Genomic DNA, 13,107 nt, shown 5'->3' with positions numbered 1-13,107 from the left:
GCAGACCAAACCTTGTGTCTATACCTCAAAAAAATCGATCAACAGAAAAGGATCAACAAACAACGATTCTACAAGGCCTCCAGCATGCGTTTCAGCACAGCCTGGGCGGCATAGGTGCGGTTATTTGCCTGCTCCAGCACCAAGCTGTTCGGCCCCTCCAGAATCTCATCGCTTAGTTCCACGTTACGGCGCACGGGCAGGCAGTGCATCACCCTGGCGCTGTTGGTTTGCTGTAGTTTCTCGTTCGTCAGCATCCAACCGGCCCCATCCGTCAGTACCTGGCCATAGTCCCGGTAGCTCGACCAGTTCTTCACGTATACAAAATCTGCGTTCTGCATCGCCTCGTCCTGGTTAGTGGTTATCGTAGCACCTTGCGTAAATTCATCTGCCAGTTCGTATCCTTCCGGGTGCGTTATTACCAATTCAACATCCGCCTGGCTCATCCATTCTGCAAAGGAGTTGGCCACGCACTGTGGAATGGGTTTAATATGCGGTGCCCAGGTAAGCACCACCTTCGGGCGTTTTCTGGAGGTGGTGCTTTCGGTGATGGTGACCAGATCGGCTAAGCTCTGCAGCGGGTGCCGGGTAGCAGACTCCAGGCTCACCACCGGAACCTTGCTGTACTTTATAAATTGCTGCAGCAACTCTTCCTGGTAATCCTCCTCGCGGTTCTGCAGTTTTGGGAACGACCGGATTCCGATGATGTCGCAGTACTGGCCCATCACAGCGGCGGCATCTTTGATGTGCTCTACCGTGTTGCCGTTCATAATGGTCCCCTCCTGCGTTTCCAGTGCCCAGCCTTCCTTGTCCAGGTTCATCACGATCACATTCATCCCCAGGTTCTGCCCCGCTTTTTGCGTGCTAAGGCGTGTGCGCAGGCTGGGGTTGAGGAAAATCAAACCCAGTGTTTTGTTTTCGCCCAGCGTTTTATACTTAAAGGGATGCTGCTTTAGCGCCAGGGCCTCGTTCACCAGCTCATCCAGGTGCTGGACATCTTTTATTGATGTAAACTGTTTCATTTATACTTCCTGCAAGTCGATTTGATAAAGAACAGCTTCAAACGCCTCCAAAAATGCCTGTACCTCACGGCCGCCGATGCAAAGCGGCGGCAACAGGCGCAGGGTGTTTTTGTCGGACGAGGAGCCGGTGAATATCTGGTGTTCCTCCAGGAGTTGCTTGCGAATACCAGCACAGGTCTTGTCCAACTCAATTCCGATCATCAGGCCCTGCCCGCGCACTTCTCTCACCCCTGGCAGGCCTTTCAGCTCATCCATCAGCCAGCGCCCCATGTTTCGGGCATTCTGCATCAGGTTCTCCTCCTGTATCACCTCCAGCACCGCCAAAGACGCTACGCAGGCCAGGTAATTCCCACCGAAGGTGGTACCCAGCATCCCATGCTTCGCCTTCACAACCGGGCTCACCAAAACGCCTGCTACCGGAAAGCCATTGCCCATTCCTTTGGCGACTGTGATCAGGTGCGGCTTAATTCCCGCATGCTGGTGCGCAAAGAAAGCGCCTGTGCGCCCGTAGCCTGACTGCACCTCATCTAAAATCAGCAAAGCACCCGTCTGCGCGCATCCCGCTTCAAGTGCCTGCAAAAAAGCCACATCCGGAATCTGCACGCCCCCCACACCTTGTATACCCTCCACCAGCACAGCAGCCAGTTCAGAACCATGCTCCTGCACAGCGGTGTTAAATGCCTCCACGTCGTTGAATGGCAGCATGATGATGTTATCCGTCTCGTTGATTGGCGCCTGAATAGATTTGTTGTCGGTAGCAGCCACCGCAGCTGCGGTTCGGCCATGAAAGGCCCCACTGAAAGCAATCGCTTTCTTACGCCCTGTGTGGAAAGAAGCTAGTTTGAGTGCATTCTCGTTGGCTTCGGCGCCGGAGTTGCAGAGAAAGAGGCTATAATCCGGGTAGCCGCTGAGCTGCCCAAGTTTCTCCGCCAGTTCCTGCTGCAGTGGCATTTGCACGGAGTTGGAGTAAAAGCCAATGTCGTAGAGCTGGCGCGCGATGCGCTTGACATAGTGCGGATGGCTGTGCCCGATGGAGATAACGGCGTGGCCGCCGTAAAGATCCAGGTAACGCTTGCCTTTGTCGTCCCAAACGTAAGCGCCCTGTGCCCGGACAGGCGTAATATCGAAGAGCGGATAAACATCAAAAAGATTCATATCTGTGATTGTTAAGCTAGATGTAGGATGTTAAACAATAAATAAAGAACTCCACGTACATGGTGCTGTAAGGCATAGGTTTATACTTTAAAAAGATGTTGCTTTTAATTTAAGTCCTGACGTTTCTTCCATGCCGAATAGCAGGTTCATATTCTGTACCGCCTGCCCTGAGGCCCCTTTCAGCAGGTTATCGATTATACTAGTAATCACGAGGTAATCGCCTTCTTTCTGCAAGTGCAGGATGCATTTGTTTGTATTCACCACCTGCTTCAGATCAGGGGTGCTGCTGCTGAAGTGCACAAAAGGATGGCTGCTATAGTAGGTGCTGTAAAGCTCCTGGACTTCCTCCAATGACAAGTCAAAATGGGTGTAGCTCGTGCAAAGGATACCTCGTGTAAAAGGACCGCGGTACGGCACAAAATTTATACCTGGCAGCACCTTTTCCTGCAAGCCCTGCAACGTGCGGCGGATCTCGTGCAGGTGCTGGTGGTTAAGCACTTTGTAGTTTGATGTATTACCACTGCGCCAGCTGTAATGCGACGTAGCACTCAAGCTTTGTCCCGCGCCAGTGCTGCCCGTGATGCCGCTTACATGCACTTCACTTAAAATGAGGTTGTGCTGGGCCAGCGGAAGCAGTGCCAGTTGGATTGCCGTGGCAAAACAGCCGGGGTTGGCAATATTCTGCGCCGATTTAACCTTCTCCCGCTGCAGCTCAGGTAGCCCATAAATAAAGTCTCTGTTACTGGCAGTTACAACCTCCTTGTTCAAGCTTTCATTCCAGCGAAAATCCTGGCTAAGGTCAATAACTTTCATACCTGGCTTCAGCTGCTGCTCGGTTAAGAGTTTATTTGCCGCTCCATGGCCCACGCACAGAAACAGCACATCCACCTCCTGCTGCAACGTATCTGTGAAGTATAAATCCGTATCACCTAAAAGGTCGGAATGCACTTCATACACCGGCTTACCGGCTTGGCTGTTGCTGTGCACAAAAGCTACCTCTACCTGCGGGTGGTTTAGCAGCAGGCGCAGCAGTTCGCCACCGGTATACCCCGCTCCGCCAACAATGCCTGCTTTTATACTTACTCCGCCCATGCCGGTGTGCTGTTTACGCTGTGATAAATTTTTGCCTGATTGCCGAAGATCTTGGCAAAGCCTTTCACGTCGTCAGAAGTCCAGGAGCGGTTCATTTCGCCGTAGCTGCCAAATTTGTCGCTCATCAGGTCGTGCGCGCTTTCAACACCCTCCACCTGAAAGCGGTAAGGCGCCAGCAGCACATGCACCGTGCCCGTTACATTTTGCTGTGTGCTCTCCAGGAAAGCCTCTATGTCGCGCATTGTTGGGTCAAGCAGCTGTCCCTCATGCAGCCAGTTGCCGTACCAGGCTGAGAGTTGGTCTTTCCAATAAAGCTGCCACTTGGTTAGCACGTGCTTTTCTAAGGTATGGTGTGCCTTGATGATCACCATCGGTGCGGCCGCCTCGAAGCCAACGCGGCCCTTGATGCCAATGATGGTATCGCCCACATGTATATCGCGGCCAATGGCAAACGGGGCAGCCAACTCCTGCAGGCGCTGGATCGCCTGCACCGGATTATTAAAAGCTTTCCCGTTTATTCCAATTAATTCTCCTTTCTCGAACTGCAGCGTTACGCGCTCCGGCTCCTGTTTGCTCAGCTGTGTTGGATAAGCCTCTTCCGGTAATGGCAGGTGCGAGGTAAGGGTTTCCTTACCACCCACGGATGTTCCCCAAATGCCCTTATTGATGGAGTACTGTGCCTTTTGGAAATCCATTTCCACGCCATGCTCCTTCAGGAACGCAATCTCCGCCTCCCTCGACAGCTTCTTGTCGCGGATAGGCGTGATGATCTCCACCTCCGGAATAAGTGCCTGGAAAATCATGTCGAAACGCACCTGGTCATTTCCCGCGCCTGTGCTGCCGTGTGCCACAAAATCAGCTCCGATGGCTTTTGCGTGGTGGGCAATCGCCATTGCCTGGGTCACGCGCTCAGCACTCACACTTAGCGGATAGGTGTTGTTCTTCAGTACATTGCCAAACACCAGGTAGCGGATGCAGCTGTGGTAGAAACTTTGGGTTTCGTTCAGGTGCGTGTGCTGTTTTACGCCCATGGCATAGGCGCGGCGCTCAATGTCCTGCAGCTCCTGCGCACTGAAGCCGCCTGTGTCCACAATGGCTGAGTATACTTCAAGCCCCAGCTCCCGGACAAGGTAAATAGCACAGTACGAGGTATCTAATCCGCCACTGAAGGCTAAAACTACTTTTTTCATGTGTTGGTATCGTTGGGGATGAAGAGTTATACTTGTACTGTGCTTTGTTCCGGCGCTGTCAGGCCTGGCTGCTGCCCGGGCCGAAGACGGTGACGCAACCAGCGCCCCGTTATACCTGATGATTTAGTTGGCTCCTGCTGCGCCACTGGCAGCGGTATAAAGTCTTTTGCTTTAGCTGGATCAAAGAGCATGGCCGTGCAGAGGCAGTTGCTGCGCCCCTTGCTTTGGAGAATCTCAAAGTTCACGCAGCTGCGACAGCCTTTCCAGAACTCCTCGTCATCGGTCAGTTCCGAGTAAGTAACAGGCGTATAGCCCAACCCGGAGTTGATGCGCATTACCGCCAAAGCCGTCGTCAAACCAAAAATCTTTGCATCAGGATACTTGGACCGTGACAGCTCGAATATTTTCTGCTTGATCTGGCGGGCAAGGCCGCTCTTGCGCAGTTCCGGCGATACGATCAATCCTGAATTGGCGACATACTTGCCGTGTCCCCATGTTTCGATGTAGCAGAAACCGGCCCAGGTGCCATCCGGGTGCAGGGAGATAACTGCCTTGCCCTCCAGCATCTTTTGCGCGATATAATCGGGAGAGCGCTTGGCAATACCGGTGCCGCGCGCTTTGGCAGAAGCCTCCATCTCGTTGCAAATCTGAAGCGCATGAATCACATGTCGCCCGTCAGCAACCGTCACATTGAAAATCGGTTGATTCATTTTAGAAAATGTATAGCCACCCTATGCGAGGCACAGCTAAAAAACAATCCAGAAAAAAGTATGAATGCATCAAGTTCTGCAGCAGCTTTCAGGCTTCTGCAGTGTTATAACTCGGAATTCAGGAAAAGTGGAAGAAGGACCACCGCATAGGCAGTCGGGAATGCTGCAGGCTAGCGCCTGTAGCGGACCACAGCGATAGTAGCCCTGAAAACTATCCCAGTAGCAGGGACAGAAAAAGCCGCATGCTCCATGGGTGGAGTATGGTTTATCATATCAGATGATAAAGATGCCTTTTTTTTCATTTTCGTTGATAGCGGTTAGGGTTTGTTATACCCTTTTTTGTAGCACAAATGTTTCGTAATAGTTTTATTAATTCCAAACACTCACTGCTATTTCTTTGAAAAATTAAATACAACCCAGCTCTTCATGCTATCTGGTAAAATACTTCAGCCCAAACCTGCAACTTCTAATAAGCAGCATCAAAGTTAAATCTGTAAGAAATAATCAATCTGATTGTTGCCTTAGGAAAAGGGGCTAACCTACCAAAAGACGGACAGAGCTGTAAAGTTGACTCATTCTCCATACTTCAAAATAGGTGGAAACCTTTACCTTTGCAGCTAGTACGGCTGCCGGCAGGTGGTTTAAATGCAAGAATTAATGGGCAAACTCTCGATCAGCGTCATTATTGGTATTCTCTTTTCCTCGGTTGGCTTGGTGGCGCTTTTGGTGTCGCGCGAGGCATTGACAGCCGCTATTTGGCTAAGCTTTGGTAACGGCCTTATACTTTCAGACTTGCGATTTAAGGGGAAGGATGCCAGCGGCGGGGAGTACGAAAAGCCTATTCCGAAGGCCAGAACTTACACAGCTTTATTTCTGATAGGCTTGGCCATTTTACTTTTGATGCTCCAGATTTATTTTGACATGCAGGAATAGTAAAATTTACCCTGCAGCTTAAATACGGCTTTGCAGCACAAAATTCACGTCAAACGTTTCTTCGTCGCGCTTCAGTTTAAGCCGTAGTTTGCGCCCCGGCTTTCCATCAAGCAGTTCCAGCAGTTCCTGCAATTTCATTTCTTTGCAATCACGGCCGTTTATCAGCAGCAGTTGGTCGCCTACTTTCAGCCCCTCCCGCATAGCAGGTGAATTTTCCACCACGTTGGCAATCATGTAGAAGTTGGTGCCCGGCAGCGGTGTGCTGACGTCAAAGCCTGCCATATTGTACTGGAAGGGGTCTTTGAACTTGCCATTGGGTTGCAACAGCATACGGTTGTGCGGGTAATCAAAAATCACGGTAAAGCGCGTCAGTATATCAGAGCCCAAATTGCCATTACGGTCGGCAATGTGGATGGCGTGTTTTACGGCGGCGTCGTCCGGGTATGAGACAGTCAGATTTTCCAGTTCATACTTGCCTAACCGGAAGGCTTCAATTCTCCCAATCTTACCATTTATATCCCCGCTCAGGCCCCGGCCCAGATACGCTTCCATCACCTTTGGTGGCAGAGCCAGGCGCTCATCCGTGGGCAGGTAAAGCGAAAGGCTGTGGGAGGCTCCGGTGTCCACAATCAGCTTTACTTTTACCGTGTCTCCGTTCTGCTGCCGTATGGTGCCGTGCAGGTAAGGTTTGGTATCCTCTATGGTGATTGCATACTCCTCGGCCCTACGTTTCTTCCTTATCTTGTAATCTGGTCTGTAAAGTGTTAAGGTCTTGCTGCTATAGTTTACCTTTACAATAAAGTTTTTGAAGATGCTGTACCCGATTATGCCGTGCACCGGCATCCCCATGCGGGTGGAGAGGTTAAACACGTCCTCCATCAGCACATAAACAGCCTGCTCGTCGCCCTGTATGCCTTCCATAAAAAGATTGTTTCCTTCGCTGTAGTATGCTTCTATAACATGCCCTTCGCCCAGTCCTTGCAGGTTGATTTTATTTGCTGCATGCAGGTCCAGCGAATCACTAAAATCCAATCGGGTAATGAGGGTGTTTTTCACCCCGGAGTCAAGTATAAAATTGAGCGTGTTGGAATTATTGATGCGGGCAGGAATAACAATCAGGTTGTGCACCAACTTAAAGGGTATAGTTATCTTCTTTCGGTTTGAGGTAAAGTAAACCGTGTCGCTTTCGATCTGCAGTTGCTCCTGCGCTAAGGATTTCTGAGGCAGCAGGCAAAGTGAAAGACAAAGAATTATAAATAGAGCCGCTCCTGTCATAGGTGCTTACTTACAATGTGACTGCATCGTTTGTTTATATAGTATACGAAGATTTACTCATACAATATAATCATTTTCAGAGCAATAACTGCTAAGCAGCCAATGTTATGCGGCAAAAGCACAATAAAATAATTGGTGTTTCAACTTCAGATGGAGCCCGCGTTGCCGTCACTTTCTCCTATTTTATCAAGCCGCTTTCCGGTAAGGCGTGCGTAGATAAAGTGCTTTGGTGTACCGACCTCTTGTGGACCATAAATACCGGTCTGGCCTGAAAAGAGATAGGCTGTGGCACAAGCCAAGGCCATAAAAGGCATGGTTTCAATTCCAAAGAGCTCTACGGCCATAATCGTGCAGCTTAGCGGGGCATTGGTGGCTCCGGAAAATACCGCAACCAACCCCATACCTGCTAGTAGGGCCATCGGCAGCGGAATTTCCTGCGCGAGCGCATTTCCTAACGATGCGCCCACAAAGAACAAAGGGGTTACCTCTCCTCCCTTAAACCCCGCGCCCAAGGTAAATGCTGTCAGAAGCGTTTTTATCAAGAAATCATACCATGGCTGGGGCGTTTGAAATGCAGCAAGAATGGTGGGTAATCCCAGGCCAATGTACTTTGTGGTGCCTATGAGCCAGACGGTAACGGCTATAACTGCGCCGCCCATAAGCGGCCGAAGCGGTGGAAAGGCTATGTGCTTCCGGAAAATTCTGGTAAAGTAATGCGTGCTCCTCGAAAAGAGCATACCAGCCAGGCCATATATTGCGCCCGCTCCCAGTGCGTAAAGGATGGACGGTACTGCTAGCGTGGGCACAAACGGAATACTGAAGTGCATGTGCCCAACTCCCCAGGAAAGGCAGGTGTAATGGCCGATGACAGCTGCCAGCAAACTGGGCAGAAGTGCCCCATAACGCGTCCTACCTAATAAAAACACTTCTATGCCAAACGCAGCCCCTGCCAAGGGAGTACCGAACAAAGAGGCAAAGCCGGCACTAATACCTGTAATCAAGAGAATTTTACGATCACTGGGGCGCAAACGAAAAAGGTGTGTCAGCTGGTCGGCCATGGCCCCTCCCATTTGCATGGCTGTCCCTTCCCTTCCTGCCGAACCACCCAATAAATGCGTTATTAAAGTTCCAAGCAGAACCAGCGGTGCCATCAGGAGCGGAATTACCTTTTCAGGATGTCGTATTTCCTTCTTCAAGAGAATGTTCCCGCCGTTCGCGCGGCCGCCATAGTAATGGTAGAGCAGTCCTACGCCTAAGCCTCCAAAAGGCAGGAACCAGATAATCCAGGTATGGCTCTCACGAAATGCTGTTACCCAACGCAGGGACGTAAGAAAAAAGGCAGATGCACTGCCAGCCATCAAGCCGACCAGCACACAGATCAGTAGCCACTTGAAAAGGACCTTCATCGTTGCAAATGGCTCTCCAGCCGCTTTTGCGTGGCTAAGTAGTTTAGTTAGAAAGGTAGCGGGTGATTTTCTGCGGTTGATCATGTTCGGCTGCTACATACAAAGCACAGGCACATGCTTGCACATGCCCTGCACCAGGAGTCATCAGCGCTGCCCGGGCAGGCGGTTCCAGGTGGTACCCCATCACCTTCTTTGCAAATATATAAAATCAGTCGGACGTAGTACAGCGTTCGCTGCCAAATTCGCGCATTCTCCCTGCCTTTTCAGTGTCAACCTGAATTGAACGCATCTAATAATTTCGGTGAACGGCTTGTTTCCGCCCTTGCTTTTACAAACCCTTAACGCTTGCCTTAATTTGCATTTAACTGACGCTACCAAAGTGTAGGCCACCGCCCAGCAAGCGTAGATTATGCTTCAGAATGGTGAAATAAGCTTAGAATTTGCTATCTTCAAGTATATCTATGTTTTTATCAGCACAACTTAATTATACTTTTCTAACAGATGCACTACATCGACTCGTCTATCTTTGTGCTCTATATGGTGGCCATGCTGGGCGTGGGGGTTTACTTCCTCAGGAAAAACGAAGGGGCTGAAGATTACTATGTAGGGGGCCGTACCATGAGCAGTGGGCACATTGGCTTGTCTGTTGTTGCGACGGATGTCGGCGGAGGGTTTTCTATTGGCCTTGGTGGCCTTGGATTTGCCATGGGACTATCAGGCTCGTGGATGCTGTTCACGGGATTACTGGGCGCCTGGCTTGCGGCTGTGTTTCTTATCCCGAAGGTGAAGGGCAACCCCGCCTTTGCCAGGTTCCTTACCTTTCCGCAGCTGTTTGGCTATTACTTTAACCGCCGGGTTGCTTTGCTGGCGGGTATCATCTCGGCTATTGGCTACACCGGCTTCACAAGTTCTCAGATACTGGCAGGCGCCAAACTAGCTAGCGGCACCTTTGTAGCGCTAAATTTAAACACGGCCCTCCTGATCATGGGCATTATAGCGGTGGTTTATACGGTAATGGGCGGCATGAAAGCCGTTATTTACACCGATACCATCCAGTGGGCCATCCTGATGGGCGGCCTTGTCTTCATTGGCGTGCCTGTCTCCTTTCTGGCCGTGGGTGGTATGGAAACGTTGAGATTTTCGCAGCTCTTCAGCATCGATTACCTGACAGCCCAATCCTCCAGAAGTATGGCAGCCATCCGTTCCACGTTGCCACCGGAGTTTCTTAGCCTGACAAACGTTACCTGGCAGGAGCTTGTAAACTGGGCTATCACCATTATCCCCATCTGGTTTGTGGGCATGACGCTGTACCAGCGCATCTACGCCAGCCGCGACACGAAAACGGCACAGCGCGCCTGGTACAGCGCCGGCTTGTTTGAGTGGCCTATCATGGCTTTCATGGGAGTTAGCCTGGGCATACTGGCGCGTGTAGCAGCAGAGCAGGGAATGTTTGAAAGCTTAGGCGCAGCAGGCGCCATGGTGGATCCCGAAACCGGACTGCCGATGCTGTTGCGCACCGTATTGCCTGTCGGGTTGATGGGCTTGATGCTGGCCTCCTATTTCTCAGCCATACTTTCCACAGCCGATAGTTGCCTGATGGCTTCGTCCGGGAACATAGTGACCGATGTGCTAAGCCATTTCTACAAACTGGACCAGGATTCTCCCAGGACCTTACGGCTCTCTCAGATTGTGACCTTGCTGACCGGGGCCTTTGCCCTGTGGCTGGCCACGATGATGACAAACGTGCTGGATTTGATGCTATACTCCTACGCCTTTATGGTTTCGGGTCTATTTGTACCGATTATCGGAGCACTCTTCTGGAAGCGCCGCAGTAGTGTGGCTGCTTTTTGGGCTATGCTGCTAGGAGGCGCGGTTACCGTAACGCTGCAGGTATGCTCGCTCTCCGCGCCCGATCCCGGTGCTGATTTAACGGGCCTGGCGCAGACGCTGCACCCCTATTTCCCTGCAGATGTGTCGCAAACGTGGCTGACATTAAGCCAGTTCGAGCTGGAGGAGCTGATGAGGCGTACACTTTCTTCTGCCAGCATCGTACATATTCCTTTGGTTAACCTCACCTTTCGGCTTCCATTTAACCTGGACCCGAATCTTTTTGGGCTAACCGCTTCTTTAATTTTATACCTTTCATTAACCTATTTATTTCCAGACAAACAGGAATTCAAGCATGGCAGATAACACAAGCGTTACCTACGACATTTATACTCCCGAAAATAACCAGCAACTAAACCGTGATGAGGTACTGGACTTTTTGTTTGAGCACCTCGACGAATACGGCGATAAGCGCGAAGACATTGCCAAGTGCATGGATTACGCACTTTCAGCGGCAGAAGGTAAAGGAGGCTCTGTTCTGGTTGCCCGGGAAGACGACAAGGTGGTAGGCGCCATGATTTTAAACAATACCGGCATGAGCGGTTATATACCAGAGAATATCCTGGTGTATGTGGCGGTGCACGGCAACCAGCGCGGAAAGGGCGTGGGCAAGAAACTGGTGCAGCTGGCAACCGAAAACACAACTGGAAGCATAGCCCTTCACGTGGAGCCACAGAACCCGGCCAGGCATCTGTACGAGAAAATGGGCTTCACCAATAAGTACTTAGAATATAGACTAACGAGATAACATGGCAGTTTTAAAACTGTATTACGATAAATTAAAGCACAATTACGATCACCTGGACAAGGTCTTTAAAGAGAAGAAAATTGACTGGGGCATTGTGACGAAATTACTTTGTGGCCATGAAATGTTCCTGGAGGAGGTGCTGTCGCTAGGTGTGAAGGAAATCCATGATTCGCGGGTGACCAATCTTAAGACAATTAAGAAAATGGCGCCCGATGTGCAGACGGTGTACATTAAGCCTGCCCCAAAGCAAAGTATACCCGACATCATCACCTACGCCGACGTGAGCTTTCAGACCGAATTGGACATCATCCGCTTGCTTTCCGAGGAGGCCATACGGCAGCAGAAAGTGCACAAGGTCATCATCATGATTGAGATGGGGGATCTGCGGGAAGGCGTGATGGGCGAGGAATTGGTTGATTTTTACGAAAAGGTGTTTGAGTTGCCAGGCATTTCCGTTATCGGGCTTGGGGCTAACTTTAACTGCCTTTACGGGGTAATGCCCACCCGCGACAAGCTCATACAGCTCAGCCTGTACAAGCAGGTGATTGAGGCAAAATTCAACCGCGCTATCCCGTGGGTTTCCGGGGGCACCTCGGTCACTATTCCGCTGCTGTTCAACCACCAGCTGCCCGCAGGCGTCAACCATTTCAGGATTGGCGAGGCCTTATTCTTCGGCCTGAACCTGTTCACGGGCGAGACTTTCGATAACATGCACGACGATGTTTTTGAGTTAGTAGCCGAAATTATAGAACTCACCGAAAAGCCAATGATACCGAGTGGAGTGCTGGCAGAAAACCCAAGTGGCGAGAGCTTTGAGATAGACGAAAGCCTGTACGGTAAAACCTCGCATCGTGCCATTCTGGATGTGGGCCTGCTTGACATCAACCCGAAGTTCCTGCTTCCGAAGGAAGAAAGTATGGCCGTGGTTGGAGCGAGCTCCGACATGCTGGTAGTGGAACTGGGTACGAATGAAAACAAGTATAAAGTGGGTGATGTGCTGCGCTTTAATCTGCGCTACATGGGCGCGCTTAGCGTGCTGAATTCCCGGTATGTGGAGAAACAGGTGGTAAAATAAGCATCGGCGGCTTTCCGCATAAGTATAAAAGTGTAGAGGAAGCTTTATTATAACAGATAAATTGTCCTCTAACACATATACTAAAACGGAACCCGGAAAGCTTTTTATTTACCGTAATTTCGCCACCCAGCTTCCCTTACCAACATCAACCTGCTTGCTGTGCTGGAGTATGCGGTAGTGGTGTTGAAGGTGTAGCACATTGTAGTTAGCGGCCACTACTTCTGCGGCGGAGTGGCGGCTGCGTATGCCGGTACAGCCACAGGCATATTGGAGCGCTGGGTGAACCTATCCGGGAATCATACTTGCAGCACCGAACGCAAATAGACCCGCTGCCTTCAGAGGAGGCGCATGTAAACAATCTTGCGGAGCTGAATGTGATACCGCAGGTTACGCAATATTTATAATACATTGGAACTGCACCTTGCTTTTAAGGCAGCTGCAATTCATGAGGCGCACGGCTGGGTGCTTGATATTCAGACGGCGAAAATAAAGGAGCCTGCGTTGCCGAAAGAGGAATGGCGCGAAATGAGCAACATACCGTAGCCCCTTCTATACCGAAAAGGCAAAAGGGCGTCTGCCAAGTCAAGTTTGGCAAACGCCCTTTTGCTTTTTCGCAG

The 13,107-nt window shown here is 50.7% G+C and carries 12 protein-coding genes and 1 riboswitch; of the genes, 5 read left to right on the top strand and 7 right to left on the bottom strand.

Annotation, left to right across the window (positions count from 1 at the left end):
• Positions 1-68 precede the first annotated feature (68 nt).
• The 5 genes from A0W33_RS18350 to A0W33_RS18330 form a co-directional block, all read right to left on the bottom strand.
• Complete coding sequence (locus A0W33_RS18350; RefSeq protein WP_068839545.1) at positions 69-1,019, bottom strand: Rossmann-fold NAD(P)-binding domain-containing protein; 951 nt, start codon at positions 1,017-1,019, stop codon at positions 69-71.
• Positions 1,020-2,174 (bottom strand): aspartate aminotransferase family protein, encoded by a 1,155-nt coding sequence (locus A0W33_RS18345; protein WP_068839544.1) that lies wholly within the window; start codon positions 2,172-2,174, stop codon positions 1,020-1,022.
• Between the two features lie 87 nt (positions 2,175-2,261).
• Positions 2,262-3,266, bottom strand: coding sequence for an N-acetyl-gamma-glutamyl-phosphate reductase (gene argC / locus A0W33_RS18340; protein ID WP_068839543.1), 1,005 nt, complete (start codon positions 3,264-3,266; stop codon positions 2,262-2,264).
• Positions 3,254-4,456 carry an argininosuccinate synthase gene (locus tag A0W33_RS18335; RefSeq protein WP_068839542.1) on the bottom strand — a complete coding sequence of 401 codons (1,203 nt, stop codon included), beginning with the start codon at positions 4,454-4,456 and terminating at the stop codon, positions 3,254-3,256. The genes argC and A0W33_RS18335 overlap by 13 nt, the downstream gene beginning before the upstream one ends.
• A 26-nt stretch (positions 4,457-4,482) precedes the next feature.
• Positions 4,483-5,166, bottom strand: a complete 684-nt coding sequence (locus A0W33_RS18330; protein WP_068839541.1) for an acetyltransferase — start codon at positions 5,164-5,166, stop codon at positions 4,483-4,485.
• A 657-nt stretch (positions 5,167-5,823) separates the two neighbouring features.
• Between A0W33_RS18330 and A0W33_RS18325 the strand changes: the two genes are divergently transcribed.
• Entirely contained in the window at positions 5,824-6,099 is a 276-nt protein-coding gene (locus A0W33_RS18325) for a hypothetical protein (protein WP_068840232.1), read from the top strand.
• A gap of 18 nt (positions 6,100-6,117) precedes the next feature.
• On the opposite strand, the gene A0W33_RS18320 is transcribed toward A0W33_RS18325, so the two are convergent.
• Complete coding sequence (locus tag A0W33_RS18320; RefSeq protein ID WP_068839540.1) at positions 6,118-7,374, bottom strand: aspartyl protease family protein; 1,257 nt, start codon at positions 7,372-7,374, stop codon at positions 6,118-6,120.
• A gap of 146 nt (positions 7,375-7,520) precedes the next feature.
• Positions 7,521-8,864 (bottom strand): voltage-gated chloride channel family protein, encoded by a 1,344-nt coding sequence (locus A0W33_RS18315; protein ID WP_194585088.1) that lies wholly within the window; start codon positions 8,862-8,864, stop codon positions 7,521-7,523.
• A 44-nt stretch (positions 8,865-8,908) separates the two neighbouring features.
• A riboswitch (Fluoride riboswitch) is annotated at positions 8,909-8,977 on the bottom strand.
• Positions 8,978-9,281: 304 nt separating this feature from the next.
• On the opposite strand from A0W33_RS18315, the gene A0W33_RS18310 reads away from it, so the two are divergent.
• The 4 genes from A0W33_RS18310 (at position 9,282) to A0W33_RS21280 (ending at position 13,033) form a co-directional block, all read left to right on the top strand.
• Complete coding sequence (locus tag A0W33_RS18310) at positions 9,282-10,973, top strand: sodium:solute symporter family protein (protein ID WP_068839539.1); 1,692 nt, start codon at positions 9,282-9,284, stop codon at positions 10,971-10,973.
• The gene (locus A0W33_RS18305; RefSeq protein WP_068839538.1) at positions 10,963-11,415 is read left to right on the top strand and encodes a GNAT family N-acetyltransferase; all 453 of its coding nucleotides are present in this window, start codon (positions 10,963-10,965) and stop codon (positions 11,413-11,415) included. Before A0W33_RS18310 ends, A0W33_RS18305 begins: the two co-directional genes overlap by 11 nt.
• Position 11,416: 1 nt before the next feature.
• Positions 11,417-12,490, top strand: coding sequence for an alanine racemase (locus tag A0W33_RS18300; protein ID WP_068839537.1), 1,074 nt, complete (start codon positions 11,417-11,419; stop codon positions 12,488-12,490).
• A gap of 408 nt (positions 12,491-12,898) precedes the next feature.
• Complete coding sequence (locus tag A0W33_RS21280; protein ID WP_262502132.1) at positions 12,899-13,033, top strand: hypothetical protein; 135 nt, start codon at positions 12,899-12,901, stop codon at positions 13,031-13,033.
• Positions 13,034-13,107: the final 74 nt, after the last annotated feature.

The organism is Pontibacter akesuensis, from assembly GCF_001611675.1.
GTDB lineage: Bacteria > Bacteroidota > Bacteroidia > Cytophagales > Hymenobacteraceae > Pontibacter > Pontibacter akesuensis.
The sequence above is the reverse complement of the archived record's forward strand: the minus strand, read 5'-3'. Positions and strand labels throughout refer to the sequence as shown.